The 16,199-nt window shown below is 63.9% G+C and carries 13 protein-coding genes; 6 read left to right on the plus strand and 7 right to left on the minus strand.

Annotation, left to right across the window (positions count from 1 at the left end; all coding sequences use genetic code 11):
* Positions 1-113 precede the first annotated feature (113 nt).
* Complete coding sequence (gene bamA / locus AB5K84_RS28595; protein ID WP_038966217.1) at positions 114-2,627, minus strand: outer membrane protein assembly factor BamA; 2,514 nt, start codon at positions 2,625-2,627, stop codon at positions 114-116.
* 295 nt (positions 2,628-2,922) lie between these two features.
* Here bamA and AB5K84_RS28600 point away from each other — a divergent pair, with 295 nt between their 5' ends.
* The 6 genes from AB5K84_RS28600 to AB5K84_RS28625 all read left to right on the plus strand — a co-directional run bounded on the left by AB5K84_RS28600 (position 2,923) and on the right by AB5K84_RS28625 (position 10,392).
* On the plus strand, positions 2,923-3,288 hold the full coding sequence (locus tag AB5K84_RS28600; RefSeq protein WP_011086492.1) for a hypothetical protein: 366 nt from the start codon (positions 2,923-2,925) through the stop codon (positions 3,286-3,288).
* Positions 3,289-3,540: 252 nt separating this feature from the next.
* Positions 3,541-5,070 carry an efflux transporter outer membrane subunit gene (locus AB5K84_RS28605; protein WP_338076404.1) on the plus strand — a complete coding sequence of 510 codons (1,530 nt, stop codon included), beginning with the start codon at positions 3,541-3,543 and terminating at the stop codon, positions 5,068-5,070.
* Positions 5,067-6,299, plus strand: coding sequence for an efflux RND transporter periplasmic adaptor subunit (locus AB5K84_RS28610; protein WP_011086489.1), 1,233 nt, complete (start codon positions 5,067-5,069; stop codon positions 6,297-6,299). The genes AB5K84_RS28605 and AB5K84_RS28610 overlap by 4 nt, the downstream gene beginning before the upstream one ends.
* 1 nt (position 6,300) lies before the next feature.
* Positions 6,301-8,262, plus strand: a complete 1,962-nt coding sequence (locus tag AB5K84_RS28615) for a MacB family efflux pump subunit (protein ID WP_011086488.1) — start codon at positions 6,301-6,303, stop codon at positions 8,260-8,262.
* A 100-nt stretch (positions 8,263-8,362) separates the two neighbouring features.
* The gene (locus AB5K84_RS28620) at positions 8,363-9,076 is read left to right on the plus strand and encodes a response regulator (RefSeq protein WP_038966216.1); all 714 of its coding nucleotides are present in this window, start codon (positions 8,363-8,365) and stop codon (positions 9,074-9,076) included.
* A complete protein-coding gene (locus AB5K84_RS28625) occupies positions 9,073-10,392 on the plus strand; it encodes an ATP-binding protein (protein ID WP_011086486.1) in 1,320 nt (439 codons plus the stop codon). The genes AB5K84_RS28620 and AB5K84_RS28625 overlap by 4 nt, the downstream gene beginning before the upstream one ends.
* Before the next feature lie 253 nt (positions 10,393-10,645).
* Here the strand turns inward: AB5K84_RS28625 and AB5K84_RS28630 are convergent, their stop codons facing one another.
* The 6 genes from AB5K84_RS28630 to AB5K84_RS28655 are packed head-to-tail and all read right to left on the minus strand — an operon-like array spanning position 10,646 to position 16,040.
* Positions 10,646-11,554, minus strand: a complete 909-nt coding sequence (locus AB5K84_RS28630; RefSeq protein WP_011086485.1) for a flagellin — start codon at positions 11,552-11,554, stop codon at positions 10,646-10,648.
* A 15-nt stretch (positions 11,555-11,569) separates the two neighbouring features.
* A complete protein-coding gene (flgK, locus tag AB5K84_RS28635) occupies positions 11,570-13,318 on the minus strand; it encodes a flagellar hook-associated protein FlgK (protein WP_011086484.1) in 1,749 nt (582 codons plus the stop codon).
* Between the two features lie 21 nt (positions 13,319-13,339).
* A complete protein-coding gene (locus AB5K84_RS28640) occupies positions 13,340-13,798 on the minus strand; it encodes a hypothetical protein (RefSeq protein ID WP_038966231.1) in 459 nt (152 codons plus the stop codon).
* 24 nt (positions 13,799-13,822) lie between these two features.
* A complete protein-coding gene (locus AB5K84_RS28645; protein ID WP_038966214.1) occupies positions 13,823-14,083 on the minus strand; it encodes a hypothetical protein in 261 nt (86 codons plus the stop codon).
* A gap of 3 nt (positions 14,084-14,086) precedes the next feature.
* Positions 14,087-15,352: a flagellar hook protein FlgE gene (flgE, locus tag AB5K84_RS28650; RefSeq protein ID WP_011086481.1), complete on the minus strand. Its 1,266-nt coding sequence runs from the start codon at positions 15,350-15,352 to the stop codon at positions 14,087-14,089.
* A 19-nt stretch (positions 15,353-15,371) separates the two neighbouring features.
* Positions 15,372-16,040 (minus strand): flagellar hook assembly protein FlgD, encoded by a 669-nt coding sequence (locus tag AB5K84_RS28655; RefSeq protein ID WP_028170777.1) that lies wholly within the window; start codon positions 16,038-16,040, stop codon positions 15,372-15,374.
* Positions 16,041-16,199 lie beyond the last annotated feature (159 nt).

Below are 16,199 nucleotides of genomic sequence, written 5' to 3' on the forward strand. Positions count from 1 at the left end.
AAGCCTTCGTGCTCTCAAGCGTCCACACCTCTCGGGAAACATCGCGCAATGCTTTCGCAAGTACAGAAACATTTGCCCAGCCGAAGCCCGGCCGAACGCGACGATGTTGCAGCTTAGAACGACGTCCCTCCCCCGAATCTGAACTGCTGGACGGTGTCGTATTTTCCCTTGGTCAGCGGGATGGCGTAGTCGAAGCGCAGCGGACCGAAGGGCGATTGCCAGATCAACCCGACGCCGACGGAGCTTCTGATGACCTTGCTGTCGTCGTATTGCAGCCCGCAGGTGGGACACGCCGCCGAATTGACCTCGCCCGTGGCGCTCCAGGACGTCGGCCCCTGATAATCCCAAAGCGAGCCCGCATCGGCATAGACCGCGCCCTTCAGCCCCACCTCCTTCGGCAGGAACCAGAACGGCATTTGCAGTTCGGCCGATGCACCCCAGTATTTCGTTCCGCCGAGCGCATCGCCGGTCGCACCGAAACTGGCGTAGGAGATGTCGCGCGGGCCGATGCCATTGGACGCGAAGCCGCGGACGAGGTTCGGACCCATCTGGAAGTGATCCAGCATGCGGAGATCCTTGTCGCCGACTTTGTTGAGCACCCCGCCCTGCAGATGCAGGAGCCCGACGATCTCAGCCACCAGCGGCGCGTAGTATTTTCCGTCAACGGCGGTCTTGAGGTAGCTGACATTGCCGCCGACTCCAGCAAAATCCTGCCGCCAGTCGATCAGCAGTCCGTCCGTCGGGTTCTTGTTGTTGTCGAGCGTATTGTAAGTCAGCGTGTAGCCGACGGCCGATGTCCAGGACGCGCCGTCCGACAACTCCTTGCGCACGGGCAACGACGACTCGCCGTCGCCATAGCAGCCGTAGCCGTAATACGAGGAGTCGCTGGAATAGACGGGATCAACGCCGCCAAGCACGTTCTTGATGTAGGCGGGCGTCGGATTGTAGGCCAGCGAGGCATTCGACGCATTGTTGTTGCAGTTGTTGTAGGCGCTCGAAAGCTCGATGCGCTGCTGGTAGAGCGAGTAGCGCAACTGCAGCGACGTATCCTCGCGCAAGGCGAGGCCAACGCGCGGCGAGAGCCCCAGCGTGGTCACGCCGTAACTGGTGTAGCTGTTCGCCTTTTGCTGGCGATAGGACAAGTCGAGCCCAAGCGCGATCCTTTGCTCGAGCAAATAGGGCTCGACGAAGGAGAGCGTCACGCCCCGGGAATATTGGCCGTAGGTCACCGACGCCTTTCCGTAGAGCCCGCGCCCGAAAAGGTTACGTTCGGAGATGCTGACCTCCGCCAGCGCGCCGTCGGAGGTCGAGTAACCGCCCGAGATCGAGAAATCGCCGGTTGACTTCTCCTCGAGATCGACGATCAGGATCACGCGGTCGCTGGAAGAGCCCGGCTCCGTGGTGATCTTGACCGACTTGAAGAAGTCGAGGTTTTTCAGCCGCCGTTCAGCACGGTCGACCAGCGCGCGGTTGTAGGCATCGCCCTCGGAGAGGTCGAATTCGCGGCGGATGACATAGTCGCGCGTGCGGGTGTTGCCGCGAACGTTGATCCGCTCGATGTAGGTGCGCGGCCCTTCGTCGATGGAGAAGACAACGGACACTGTTTGGGCCTCGAAGTTGCGGTCGCCGGTCGGACGCACGACGGCAAAGGCAAAGCCTCTGCGCGACGCCTCGATCTGCATATCCTCGACCGACTTCTCGACCAGTTCGACATTGTAGAGTGAACCCGCATTGACCCGCGAATAGCTGCGCAACGCGGCCGGATCGAAACCCGGCACGGTCGAGCGAAAATCGACGGATCCGACGCGATATTGCTGGCCTTCCTCGATCTTGAAGGTCACGAGAAAACCCTTGCGCCCGGGATCATACTCGGTAAGCGCGGCAACGACCTGCGCATCGGCGAAGCCGTTCTTCAAATAGAAGCGACGGATCAGATCGCGGTCGGCCTCAATCCGGTCCGGATCGTAGACGTCGTTGTTGCCCAAGAAGCTCAGCAGATTGCCCTCATGCGTCTTGATGACGTCGCGCAGCCGTGCCGCCGAATAGCCGACATTGCCGATGAAATCGATCGACTTGACGCCGGTCTTGGCGCCCTCCGCGATCGTAAAAACGAGATCGACGCGGTTGTTCGGCTGCTCGACGATTTCGGGCGTCACGTGCACGTCGTAACGGCCGGAGCGTCGATAGATCTCGGCGATGCGCAGCGTGTCCGACTGCACGATCGCACGCGAGAAGGCGCCGCGCGGCTTGGATTGCACCTCCGCGGATAACTGCTCGTCCTTGATCTTCCTGTTGCCTTCGAAAGCGACGCGGCCGATGACCGCGTTCTCCACCACCGAGACCACGACCTGCGCGCCGGCGCGCCTGATCTTGACGTCCTGGAACAGCCGCGTGCCGATCAGCGCCTTCAGGCCGTCGTCGATGGCCGCCTGGTCGAGCCGCCCGTCCGGACCGCTCCTGAAATAGGAACGAACGGTCTCCGCTTCCACGCGGCGGTTACCTTCGACGACGATGCCCTGCGACACCTGAGCGACCGCGTCTGTCGGCGACCCCACCACGACAATGGAGGCCGCAACCGTGATCCCGCAGATCACTACTGCAATCACCCCGTTCTGCCAAACCTTCATTCCACACCTCACAAGCAACTCATCGCCCTGAGACGAAACCGCTGTGGCGGTGGTGTGGCTCGAAAGTTGCTCGATCGTTGCTGACGATTTGAATTCATCGCCGGCATAGACCCGCCCGAACAGCCCGCAAGACAGCACTCAATCGAACTTCTGCGGCAGCAACCTCTGCGAAGCGCGCCTTCGCGCTTTGCCCATCGGCTCGAACGGGCAACGTCCCGCAACAAGTGAGCGATTTACTTGGCCTCTGGCCGGTGCGAGAGGCCGCGAAGGCTTCGTCAATTCCGGAGAGACAGACGTGATCTCGATCGCGCGCCCAAGAACAGTTTCGGTCCTATTCGCTGCACTGATCGCATCGCTCATCGCAATCGATGGCGCGGCGGCGGCCGGGCGAAAGCAGCGGGAGAATGCCGATGTCTACGCCTATGGTCCTCGCGGGCCCAACCGTTCGTACCAGGCCAGCCCGCACACGCGCATCTATGTCACCAAGAGATCCTGGCTGGATGGCGGGACCGAGGTGCTTCCCGGCGAGCGCAAGTTCACCGACTACGCCTTTCCTCCCGGCACTTCGTTTGCCCGACAGAACAACAACCGTCCCCTCGATCGGCAGCCGCTCTACCCTGCTTCCGACATGGGCGGTCTCTCGTCGGGATTTCCGTTCTAGACGGCGATTCAGCAGGAGCCGGCGACGCCAAAGTGCGCTTCACTTCGGTCCGTACAAACTGCAACCGCTGTTTACATTCAGCAACATTCCGTCTGCTGAAACGCCATAGTGCCCATGCTACTGGCCCCTATTCCGGCTCGGCGACAGGCCGGGCTCGCTCTTCGAGGGCCGAGATGCGGTTCGATTTCTGTCCGCATACAAACGACATGGACTCCAACCGTTTCGATGCCATTTCAGCCGACCGCAGCAGACTTGCCCTCGAAGAAGGAGCGGCATCAACAGGGCGCGTGCCCCGAGCGCACCTTCTCGTCGACGAACCGCCTATGCGTCGCCCTGATCGCCTCGAGCCTGCTCGCCGGCTGCGCTGTCGGGCCGGACTATATGGGGCCGCCTCACCTGACATTGCCGACCCAATGGACCAACGCGCCTCCGCGTACCAAGACGACGGGCGACCTCGGACGGTGGTGGCTGCGTTTGCGCGATTCGCTGCTAACCCGGCTCATCGACGAAGCCGTGGAGGCAAATCCGAGCGTCGCGAAAGCAAAGGCTACGGTGCGCGAGGCGCGCGCCACCGTTGCGCAGGCAGCAGCGGGCCTGTTTCCGTCGGTCACCGGGTCGGGTTCGATGACTGACAACAAGAGCAGCAGCGCCGGCTCGACCGGCGTCGACATCGGAACCTCCCCCTACACCCTGTACCAGGCCGGCTTCGACGCGAGCTGGGAGCTCGATTTGTTCGGCGGCACACAGCGCAACATCGAGGCCGCGATTCGCTCCGAACAGTCGGCCGAAGACGAGCTGAGATATAGCCTCGTCACCCTGCTCGGCGACGTCGCCGCCTACTATGTCGATGCACGCGGCTATCAGGCGCGCATCGCGCTCGCGAGGCGAACGGCCGCTTCGCAGCGCGACACCGAGCGTTTAACGCGCACGAAATACGAGGCCGGCAGCGCCACCGCCGTCGATCTCGCCAAAGCCTCGGCCCAGGCGGCCAGCACGGAAGCCAACATTCCGACCTACGAGGCGGCCCTCGCCGCCGATACGCATCGCCTCGGCATCCTGCTCGGCCGCGCTCCGACTGCAGTATCGGGCCTCTTCGCAAAATCGGCGCCGGTCCCCGCGCCGCGCATGCCGCTACCGACGGGAGTTCCCGCTGATCTCCTGACCAACCGGTCGGACGTCGCGAGCGCCGAACGCAAGCTTGCGCAGGCCACCGCAAAAATCGGCGCCGCCGAAGCCGACCGCTATCCCAGCATCTCGCTGACGGGATCGGTGGGGACATCGGCGATTCGCGCCGGCGACCTCGCCAAATATTCCAGCGTGAGCTGGTCGGTCGGCCCCTCCATCACCGTGCCGGTGTTCGACGCCGGTAAGCGCTACGCGACCGTCAGGATCGCCGAGGCGCAGCGGGACCAGGCCTTTGCCACCTTCCATTCGACCCTGCTGTCCGCGCTCGAAGACGTCGAGAATGCGCTGGTGGCGCTCTCGCGCGAGAAGGCACGCGCCGGCAAGCTAGCGGAAGCGGCGAAAAACTATCGTGAGGCCGCACGGCTCTCGCGCTCGCTATTCGAGACCGGATCGTCGAACTTTTTGGATGTGCTTGACGCCGAACGCTCGCTCTATTCGGCCGAAGACTCGCTGATCCAAAGCCAGGTCGCCATCGCCAAGTACTATGTCACGCTGGCCAAGGCGCTCGGCGGCGGGTGGGTCGATCCGGTCGATGCCGCGACGCCGCTGATCGTCGACGCCAATACGGGGCCGCACGCCCGGGAGGCCCTGCGATGAACATCCTTGCCAGGGGATCGCGAACATGGCTCGTGCTGGCGTGCCTCCTCACCGCGATCGGCGTCGCCGCCGCCGTGCATTTCCGCAGCGGATCGGCGAAGACGACGGCGTATATCACCGCACCGGTGACGGTCAGCGACCTGCGGGAGGAAGTGCTCGGCAGCGGAACGCTGAAACCTCTGCGGCTCACGGCGGTCGGCGCCCAGGTGTCCGGTCGCATCACGTCCCTGAACGTGCGCGTCGGCGATACCGTGAAGGCGGGCGACGTCATCGCCCAGATCGACCCCGTCACCAAGCAGAACGACCTTCGCAATTCGGAGGCCTCGCTGAACAATTATCGCGCCCAGAAGGTCGAGAAGGAAGCGACGCTGGTCCTGGCCGAGGCCAATCTGGCGCGCCAGCAGGCCACCCTTGCGCAGCGCGCGACCTCCCGCAGCGATTACGACAACGCCGACGCCACCGCGAAGCAGACCCGCGCGCAGATCGCGGCGCTGGAGGCGCTGATCGCGGGCGCCCAGGCGGCGGTCGAGACCGCCAGGGTCAATCTCGACTACACCCGTATCACCGCCCCGATCAACGGAACGGTTCTTGCCGCCGTGGCTCAGGAAGGACAGACCGTCAACGCGGTGCAGTCGGCACCGACCATCGTCGTGCTCGGCCAGCTCGAGACCATGACCGTGCGCACGGAGATCTCGGAGGCCGACATCGTCAAGGTGCAGCCGGGACAGGCGGTGTATTTCACCATCCTCGGCGACCAGGACCACCGCTACGAGGCCACACTGGAGCAGATCGAGCCGGCGCCGGAATCGATCAAGAGCGATTCGAGCTTCTCCTCCAGCTCGACGAGTTCGACGTCGAGCTCGTCGTCGTCGAGTTCCACCAGCACCGCCATCTACTATATCGGCGTGTTCAAGGTGCCGAACCGCGAATTGCGGCTGCGCACCTATATGACCGCGGAGGTCCATATCGTCATCGGCGAGTCCAAGCGCACCAAGACGATCCCCGCGCTGGCGCTGACGCGGCAGCCTGACGGCCGTAACACCGTTCGCGTGCTGGACACATCCGGCGAGGTCCGCCAGCGCGATGTGAAGATCGGGCTCAACGATCGCACCACCGTGGAAGTCAAGTCCGGCCTCAGCGAGGGCGAGCACGTCATCACCGGAGAATCGTCGAACAGTGGGCCGACCTCCCGCGGCTTCCCGCAAGGTGGCCCGCCAGCGGGATCGTGACATGACCGAACCGATTCTGGCGCTCAGCCACATTTGCCGCGAGTTCATGACCGGCGACACCAAGGTCGCCGCGCTCGCGGACGTGACGCTGGACATCGATCGCGGCGAACTCGTCGCCATCATCGGCTCCTCCGGATCGGGCAAGTCGACACTCTTGAATATCCTGGGCTGCCTGGATCACGCGACCTCCGGCAGTTATCGCGTCGCCGGCGAGGACGTCGCGGCGCTCGACGCCGACGCCTTGGCCGCGCTGCGCCGCGAGCACTTTGGCTTCATCTTCCAGCGCTACCATTTGCTCTCCGAACTGCCGGCGCTCGAAAATGTCGAGATCCCCGCGGTCTATGCCGGCGATACCGCGAGCGAACGGCAGGCGCGGGCCGAACGCCTGCTGGCCCGGCTCGGCATGGCCGAGCGGCGCGGTCATCGGCCCAACCAGCTCTCCGGCGGCCAGCAGCAGCGGGTCTCGATCGCGCGCGCCCTGATGAACGGGGCCGAGGTCGTACTCGCGGACGAACCAACCGGTGCACTCGATCGCCGCAGCGGCGAAGAGGTCCTGAAAATCCTGGTGGAGTTGCATCGCGAGGGAAAGACGATCATCATCGTCACGCACGATCCCGAGGTCGCCAAGCGTGCCAACCGCGTCATCGAGTTGCGCGACGGTCTTGTTGTTTCGGACAAGCGCACCGACGCCGCCGTGGCGACGGCGGCTGCCTCCCTCCCCGCTGACAAGCCTGACACAAGGTCCAGCCGTTGGTCCGGCCTCGCCTTCCGCTTCCGGGAGACGCTGCGGATGGCCCTACTCTCGATGGCGGCGCACCGGCTGCGCTCGTTCCTGACCATGCTCGGCATCATCATCGGCATCGCGGCCGTGTCCTCCGTCGTCGCGCTCGGCAACGCCTCGCAGAACAAGGTGCTGTCCGACATCTCGAACCTCGGGACCAACACGATCGAGGTGTTTCCCGGCAAGGACTTTGGCGACGCCCGAGCCGGCAAGATCAAGACGCTGGTCCTCGACGACGCCCGTGCGCTGGACCGCCAGACCTTCATCGCCGGCGTCACGCCGACCGTCTCGACCAGCACGACGGTGCGCTACCGCGACCGCGAATCCAACGTGCTGGTGAACGGCGTCGACCGCAGCTACTTCCAGGTCAAGGGCACCAAGATCGCGGCGGGTGCGCTGTTCGACGCTGTCGCCGTCCGCAACATCGAGCGTCAGGCCGTCATCGACGACAACACAAGAAGGACATTCTTCTCCGACGATCAGAACGCCGGCATCGGCCGCGTGATCTGGGTCGGCAAGGTGCCATGCCGCGTCGTCGGCGTGATCGCCCAGCAGCAGGGCGGTTTTGGCTCCAACCAGAACCTCTCCGTCTATCTTCCTTACACGACCGTGCAGGCCCAGTTCACCGGCGATCGCTCCCTTCGCAGCGTCCTGCTGCGCGTCAGCGACGAGGTCTCGACCGACCTTGCGCAGGAGGCGGTCACCACGCTGCTCACGCGGCGCCACAGCACCAAGGATTTTGTGATCCTCAATACCGACGACATCCGCCGCACGATCACCAGCACGACGCAGACCCTCGCCTTCCTCGTGGCGGCGATCGCCGTCATCTCGCTCGTCGTCGGGGGTATCGGTGTAATGAACATCATGCTGGTGTCCGTATCCGAACGGATCGGCGAGATCGGCGTGCGCATGGCCGTCGGCGCAAGACGGGAAGACATCCTCCAGCAGTTCCTCGTTGAGGCGACTCTGATCTCGTCGCTCGGCGGGATCGCAGGGATCCTGATCGCAGTCGCGCTGGGCGCGCTCCTCAACCTTCTCCTGCCGGGGTTCCAGGTCTCCTATTCGACCTTCTCCATTGGCGCCGCCTTCTTGACGTCGACGGCGATCGGGATCTTCTTCGGCTATTTCCCGGCGCGGCGCGCCGCATCCTTCGATCCGGTGGTAGCCCTCAGCCGTGAATGACCTTAAAACCCTCGCCGCGTGTGGTAGTTTGGCTCGAACGCGGTCTTCCGGCACCGACCGGCCGCCCGCATCGACGCCAAGCAACATCGCCATTCATGCCATGAGCACCCAGAGCATCCTCATAGTCGAAGACGACCAAGAGACACGAAATCTGGTCGCACGCTATCTGCGTGAGAACTCGTTCAACGTCGGCATGGCCGCGAACGGGCGTGAGATGGACCGCTACATCAGCCAGAACCGCGTCGACCTGATCGTGCTCGACCTCATGCTGCCGGGCGAGGACGGCCTGAGCCTGTGTCGACGCCTGCGCGTCGATACCACGACGCCCATCATCATTCTGACCGCCAAGGGCGACGACGTCGATCGGATCCTCGGTCTCGAAATGGGAGCCGACGACTATTTGCCAAAGCCGTTCAATCCGCGCGAACTTCTGGCGCGGATCAACGCCGTGCTCCGGCGGCAATTGGGCGGATCGGCGGGGCCCGCGGCAAAGACCTCGGCCCGCCTGAGATTCGAGGGCTGGATCATCGATTCCCGAATGCGGGAGTTGCGTGACCCGGAGGGCGCGCAGGTGCCGCTGACGAGCGCCGAATTCGACCTGCTGCAATCCTTCTGCGAGCGCCACGGCCGCATCCTGAGCCGGGACACGCTCCTGAACATGACGCGCGGGCGGCCGGGCGGCGCCTTCGGGCGCAGCATCGACGTGCTCGTGAGCCGATTGCGCGGCAAGCTCGACAGGACCGAAGGAACCTCGATGATCAAGACCGTCAGAACGGGCGGCTATATTTTCACGCCGCGGGTGGACGAAGCGTGAGCCGGCTCCGCAAGCTCGTAAGGCTCTTTACCCTGCGACGAATCAGCGGCCAGATCGCCGCGCTGATCCTGTCAACGCTCGTGCTGATTCACGCGCTGATCGCCGGCTATGTCCTGGTGAGCCGGCCCAAGCCCAGCCTGCTGACCGACGAGCCACTGCAGCAATTCGAGCTGATTGTGCGAATTCTCGACAAGACGCCGCGAAACGAACGTCGCGTTCTCGTTGAGAATATCGGTCGCGGCCTTCCTGACCTGCAACTTCGACTGACGGAGGGCGGGCCTCGCGCGTCCGCAACTCCGACGACGGCCATCCCCTCACCGTTCGATGGCCGCGTCCAGATCGTTCAGCGACGTCCGCCCGAACAGGACAGCGTCCTCTTCGATCTCGGGGACGGCGAAGTCCTCGATGCGACAGTGAGGACGCCGAGCATTCCCGGATTTATCACCGGCCTTTGGGCAAGCACGCTGTTGTTCCTGGTCATCAGCATTACGCTGCTCGGGGTATGGGCCGGCCGGGCGCTCAGCGCGCCCCTATCGGCCTTTGCCAGGGCAGCCGAGAGCTTCAGCCTGAGCCGGTCCTCGGCACCGCTCCCCGAGAGCGGGCCCGAGGAGATCAGGTCGGCGGCGAAGGCACTGAACCTGATGCGGAACCGGATCACGTCGCTAATGAACGACCGGACCCGGATGCTCGCCGCGATCAGCCACGATCTGCGCACACCCATCACGCGGCTACGGCTGCGCTCCGAATATATCGAGGACGACACCCAGCGCACACAGACGCTGCGCGACCTCGACCAGATGCAGGCGATGCTCGAATCCGTTCTCATCCTGCTGCGTGGCGGCAGCGGCGCCAGGCCCACGCTGGTGGACATCGCGGCACTCGTTCAGATGGTATGCGAGGAATTTGCGGACTGCGGTCACGCGGTCCATTACCACGGCCCCTCGCGGCTCACGCTCACGGTCAAGCCGGATGAGATCAGGCGGGCGCTCGCCAATCTGATTGGAAACGCCGTTCGCTTTGGCAGCGAAGTGAACGTCGCCCTGTCCGTCGCAAACGCGGTCACGACCATCGAGATCTCGGACGATGGTCCTGGAATCCCGGACGACAAGAAGGCCGCGATGCTCGAGCCGTTCGTACGGGGTGACGACGCCCGCACGATGAACGAGACCAGCGGCTTCGGGCTCGGACTGTCGATTGCCAGCAGTATCGTCGAGGCACACGGCGGATCCCTGTCGCTTCAGGACAACCAGCCTCACGGCCTCAAGGTGGTTATTGTGCTGTCTGAACGCCGATGCCAAGCGTCTGCGGACGAGTAACAAGCTGTCATACTGCCGCCACTTTCGCGATCTCAGCTCACTCAGTTGGCGCAGGAGGCTGATTTCGGCTTTCTTTAATTATGTGCAATTCGTTACGTTCAACTTTTCGCTCCACAGCAGCACAGTTTTATCCCCGGCGCCAAATCGTTCGCCTCTTCAACTACTGAATGATCTTGAATCGCTGGTCGCTAGCTTGGGACCAATAGCCGCCGGGCACGCTCCCGCTCGCTGGACCGGGCACACGGCGACGCATCTATTTCAGATAGCTCGCGAGATTCATGCTCAGGATCTTTCCGAGCGCGGAATAGGAGGCGGTGAGCTGGGACTGATAGGTCGAAAGCTGCGCGGTGATCGCGGCAACGTCGACGCCGGTCAGGTCGCTCGACAGCGTCTCGGCAAAGCTCTTGTAGTCGCTCTGCCGCGTGCTCGCCGTTTCGATCTGCGAGGCCGCACCGGAGAGTCTGGCCTGCACCGCCACCGTGTCGTCCAGCGCCGTGCTCGCGAGGTCGAGCGCCTGGGTGATGTCGGAGGACGACAGCGAGGTGCTGTTGGCCACGAACTTCAGGACACGCATCACCTCCTCGAACGCCGAATTGTCGGCGGTGACGCCATAGGACACGGCCTGGTCGGCCGAGACGCGGACCGACGCGATTTCGCCGTCGCCGGAGTAATAGGAGGTGTCCGCGGTGGCGGCGGAGCCCGTGCCGGTGGCAAAACTCGTGATATCCACCGGCGCCGTCTCGGTCTTGCCGCCGGCAAAGACGTACTGGCCGTCATACTGCGTGTTCAGCAGCGACCCCATCTGCTCCAGATATTGCTGCGCGGTGGCGATCGCCGAATTCGCCTCGGTCGAGCTGCCGGTCGAGGCGGCGCTGAGCTGCGAGCGCAACTGCGTGACCATGTCGGTCATCGATCCCACCGCCGAATACATCACCTGCACCCGGCTGTCGGCGAGCGTCGCGGCGTCGACATAGGATTGCGCCCGCGTCACCGAAACCTGCAGATTGACCACGTGCTGAGCAGTCGAGCCGTAGCCGCCGAAGTCGCTCGAGATCTGGCCCGACGATTCCTGGATCTGCTCGTTGGCCATCACCGACTGAATGCGCAGCGCATCCGAAATCATGGTGTTGGTCTGCGCGAAGGTCGCCACCCGCATTGCCATCGGTACCCTCCCGCCTCAGCCCGACTGCACGGCGTTGAGCAGCGCCGAGTACATCGTGTTGATGGCCTGGATCAGCGCCGAGGCCGCGGAATATTTGTTCTGCAGCGTGCTCAGCCGCGCCGATTCCTCGTCCAGGTTCACGCCCGACTGCGAGGAAAGCGAATCCGCATAGGTCGATTGCGCGGTCTCCTTCGCCGTATAGGCAGAGGAGGCCTGCGACGCCTTGCTTGCGACATCCGAGACGATCGTGGCGGCGTAGTCGGCGAAGGAGCCGGTGGATTCGGCGAGGCCGCCCGCGGATGCAAAGCTCCGCGAGCCCGTCAGCGTGTCGTAGAGATTGTTGACCACGGTGGCCGAGCCCGACGACAGCACCCGGCTGCCGACCGTCAACGTCGATGACGAATCCAGCGTGGCGAGCGGCAGCTCGGAGCTGCCTGAGAGAAAGCTGCTCTTGACCGCAATGTCGGCAGCGCTGGTTCCTGTGACGATGTCGTTCAGGCCGAAATAATCAGACAATCCCTCGCCCGAACTGCCCACGGAGCTCGTCATCTCGTTGATCGCGACGCCGTTGCCGGAACCGGTGGCTGAGATCGTCAGATGACCGTTGGAATCGACCGATGCCGACAGGCCGGAAATACCGTTGATCGCGGTCACGAGATCGCCAACCGTTGCGTAGGACGACAGGTCGAGATCGGCATAGGACACGAGATTGCCGCTCTGGTCGGTGGCGGCGATGTGGACCGTGCCGGTCGCCGAGAGCGCGTCCGTGCTCGCAACCGCCGTGGTCCCAGTCAGGCTGGTTGGCGGTGGCACCGACGAAGCGCTGTTGGACACGCTGTTCAGCGCGGAAGTGAACTGCTGGGCCAGCTGGTCAAGCTGGGATTGCGCGGCCGGCAAGGTCTTGTCGCGCAAGGTGACGAGCGCGCCGATGTCGCCGCTCGTAATCTGCGAGGTGATGTCGACTCCGTTGACCGAGATCGCGCCGAAACTCGTCGACGACGAGACGTTGGCGGCCGTCGTGTAGCTGATCGTATGCGCGCTGCTGTCGACCAGCGCCTGGCCGGAGGTGGTGTAAACCTGTAGATCGCCGTTCGACGCCGTGAAGTAGCTGACGTTCATCTTCGATGCGACGTCCTGCAGCGCGGTATTGCGCTGGTCTTCGAGATCCGCGGTCGACTGGCCGGACGCTGCAACTTGCTTGATCTCGGCGTTGACGTTGGCGATCTGCTGCAGATCCTTATTCACGTCGTCGACCGAGGATGCGATGTCCTTGTCGGCATTGGAGCGGAGTTTCTGGATGCCGCTGGAGGTCTCCCGGAGCTGGCTCACCACATCGTTGAGCGCACTCACCGCGTTGGATTGCAGCGACGCACTGCTCGGCGTGCTCGCGAGCGACGACAGCGCCGATTCCAGATCGGCCAGCGTATTGGCAAGTGATGTACCGGTCGACGAGCTGTCCGAGGTGCTGGTCGAGCCGTAGAGTTTTTGCAGCGAGGTCAGATAGGTGTTGCTGGTGTCGGCCGCGCCGAGTTCAGAGGTTGCGCCGATCAGCGACTTCAGAAGCAGCTTGTCCACCGTCGAGGTGATGCCGGTCACCGTGACGCCGGTGCCGACGCCGTTGGTGACGCTGCTCGTCTGGTTCGCGGTCTTGGTCGTGTAACCGGTCGTGTCGGCGTTCGAGATGTTCGACGACGTCACGCTGATCTGGACCTGCGTGGCCGAGAGCCCGCTGAAGGCGATCAGTCGTGTGATATCGAGCGACACGGCGGCGGCCTCCTTGTTGCGTCAGGCGCGCCGGCTGGTGCCGCTGGAGACGGTCCGCGCGGCGGCGACGCGGCCCGAGGCGCCATAGGGCGACACCGCCGCAATCTGCTCGCGGATCGCCTGCATCACCGCCTCGATCCGGCGGTTGCTGGCCTCGATCGCCGCGCGCAACCGCACCAGGTTCTCGTCCATCGCGGCACGCAGCTTCAGGATCCGCTCCATCAATTGCTCGCGCAGGATCATATCCCTAACGTGCAGGCTGGTGCTGCCCCCGGCACATTCGGCGACCGTCCGCTCGAACAACTCGGCCAGCCGGTTCTTCTCGTCCACCTGCCTCAGGCGCGAGGCGGGCAAGCCCTTGGCGAGCTCCGCATTCTCCTCGGCAACCAGGGTGGTCAGGACGTCGATCAGCGCAATCAGCGACTTGATCCTGATATCGCCGCCGGCGGCACTGGTCCTGGTAGGCTCTGCCTGTTTCATGTTCGTTGCCTTCACATCGTTCTTCTAATTCTGCGGCCGGCCGCGGCCCGCCTGGGAGCCGCGGAGATAGGCACCGATCGCCGTGGTTCGCGCTGCCGCGCGCCGCATCTCGTCCTCGATATCCGCGCATTGGCGCAGCAGAGCGCGGCGCGTGCTCTCGATATCGTCGACCAGCGCGAGCAGCCCGCCAGGCTTCGCGCGGTCTGCGGCATCGGCGCGCGTCACCAGTCGCTTGAGGCGCAGCAGTAACCGCTCACCAACGGCATGATCCCTGACATTGCCCATCACCTACCTCATCGCCGAGATCAGCGTGTCGTACATCTTGTTGACGGTCGAGATGACCTGCGAGGCCGCGGAATAGGCCTGCTGCGCCGAGATCATGCTGGAGAACTGGCTGCTGGTGTCTGTGGTCGAGGATTCCAGCTCGCTGCCGTAGATCGTGCCCGCGCCGTTCTCGCCCGAGGCCTGGAGAGCGGCGTTGCCCGACGTCACGGTTGCCGAATAGATGCCGTCGCTCCTTGCCGACAGACCGTTGGGATCGGCGAAGGTCGCCACCGCGATCTTGTAGATCGCAATCGTCTGGCCGTTCGAGTAGGTGGCATCGACCACGCCGTCCTTGCCGATCGAGACACTGGAGAGCTTGCCGTAAGACAGCCCGTCGGAATCGATGCTGGTGACGTTGACGGAGGGCGTGGTTTCGCCCGAGGCGTATTGCGTCAATCCATCGGTCTTGCCGACGGTGCCGAGATTGAGCGTGATCGAGCTGTCGGCGGCCCCATCGGTCCAGCCGGTCACCACGACGGTCGCCGGGCTCGGACTGGTGCTGGCGAGCGAGCCGTCGCTGTTGAAGGTGATGGCGATCGTGCCCGAGGCCGTCCCCGTCGCCGTCGTCGTGTCCGACGTGGAGGTCGGATTGGCAAAGCTCGCGCTCCAGGTGTTGGTGCCGGTCTTCGTCCAGGTGACCTGCATCGAGTTCGCCGCCCCCAGCGAATCGTAGACCGTCATCGAGCTGGTGTAGGTGTCCCCGGTCGCGGCGTCCGACGGCAAATTGGCCGCGACCGTCGTCTTGGTGGTGGCGCTGCCGCTGGTGGACGCGACCTGCGTGTTGATGGCCGTGAGGTTGCTCGCCGATTCATTGCCGACGACGTTGCCGTCGGCGTCCGTGCGCCAGCCTTCGAGATAGTTGCCGTTGTTCTCCAGATAGCCCGCATTGTTGATGGTGAACGCACCGTTGCGGGTATAGGAGATCGTGCCGCCGGACGTGGAATTCGACACCGCGAAGAATCCGCTGCCCTGGATCGCGACGTCGGTGGCGTTCGAGGTCGCTGCAAGCAGACCCTGCTGGGTGATGTTGGCGCGGCCGGAGACGGTGACGCCGCCCGAGGCGTAGGAGGTCGCGTTGCTCGACGCGGTGACGAGCGCGTCGAACATCGCCGACGTCGTCTTGTAACCGGTGGTGTCGGAGTTGGCGATGTTGTCCGAGATCATCGACAGCGACTGGCTCTGCGCGCTGAGCGCCGAGATCGCCGAGGAAAGTGCGCCGGTGAGACTCATGATAAAACTCCGGATGAGATCAGGACGTGACGCCGATGATGTTGGCGGCGCTGACGGAGACGCCGCCGACCGTGAGCGACGGCGTCGAGGTCGAGGTGTCGATGCCGGTCACCGTGCCGGTGACGGTCGTGTAGTTGAGGACGGAGTTGCCGGCGCTATCGGTCGCGTTGACCGAGATCGTGTACTGGCCGCCGTCCGAGAGCTGGTTGCCGCTGGAGTCCTTGCCGTCCCAGGTGAAGCTGTTGGATCCGGAGTTGCCGGTGCCGGTGCCGGTCCACACCGTGTTGCCCGAGGAATCCTTGACGCTGATCGAGACGTTCGAGGCTGCAGAGGACAGCGAGTAACCGAACGTCGCGGAGCCATTGCTCAGCGACGCCGTATCGGTCTTGGCCTCGACGGTGTGGCCGATGTAGTTGACCGAATTCAGCGTCACGAGGCTGGAGAATGAGCTCGCCAGCGACGTCAGATTGCTGTTGATCGACTGCTGCGACGTGAAATTCGCGTAGGAGGTGAGCTGATTGATGAAGTCGGTCGTCGAAGTCGCGTTCAGCGGATCCTGGTTTTGCAGCTCGCTGACGAGCAGGCTCAGGAAGTCGCTCGACGTCAACGACGACGCGGAAGACGAGCTCGACGACGATGATGTCGTCGTCGTTGCAGTTGAGACGGAACTCGTCGCGGAAACGGTCATCGCACACCCCGGTTCTAGGCGACCGGCGCGCTCGCATTACGGAGCAGTTGCGCGCTGATCTCTGTGCAGATGAAACGGGACCGGACGGGAATTCAGGCGCGGATTTGCACACGCGCGATCACTGTTCGACTCGGCAAAATCTGCCGTGTGAAGACGTCA

The organism is Bradyrhizobium sp. 1200_D9_N1_1 (genome assembly GCF_052075915.1).
Classification (GTDB): domain Bacteria; phylum Pseudomonadota; class Alphaproteobacteria; order Rhizobiales; family Xanthobacteraceae; genus Bradyrhizobium; species Bradyrhizobium diazoefficiens.

Excerpts from the sequence above, each read along its gene's own strand:
- bamA (WP_038966217.1), bottom strand. The coding sequence starts at position 2,627 with ATGAAGGTTTGGCAGAACGGGGTGATTGCAGTAGTGATCTGCGGGATC.
- AB5K84_RS28610 (WP_011086489.1), top strand. The coding sequence starts at position 5,067 with ATGAACATCCTTGCCAGGGGATCGCGAACATGGCTCGTGCTGGCGTGC.
- AB5K84_RS28615 (WP_011086488.1), top strand. The coding sequence starts at position 6,301 with ATGACCGAACCGATTCTGGCGCTCAGCCACATTTGCCGCGAGTTCATG.
- AB5K84_RS28620 (WP_038966216.1), top strand. The coding sequence starts at position 8,363 with ATGAGCACCCAGAGCATCCTCATAGTCGAAGACGACCAAGAGACACGA.
- AB5K84_RS28630 (WP_011086485.1), bottom strand. The coding sequence starts at position 11,554 with ATGGCAATGCGGGTGGCGACCTTCGCGCAGACCAACACCATGATTTCG.
- AB5K84_RS28640 (WP_038966231.1), bottom strand. The coding sequence starts at position 13,798 with ATGAAACAGGCAGAGCCTACCAGGACCAGTGCCGCCGGCGGCGATATC.
- AB5K84_RS28645 (WP_038966214.1), bottom strand. The coding sequence starts at position 14,083 with ATGGGCAATGTCAGGGATCATGCCGTTGGTGAGCGGTTACTGCTGCGC.
- flgE (WP_011086481.1), bottom strand. The coding sequence starts at position 15,352 with ATGAGTCTCACCGGCGCACTTTCCTCGGCGATCTCGGCGCTCAGCGCG.
- AB5K84_RS28655 (WP_028170777.1), bottom strand. The coding sequence starts at position 16,040 with ATGACCGTTTCCGCGACGAGTTCCGTCTCAACTGCAACGACGACGACA.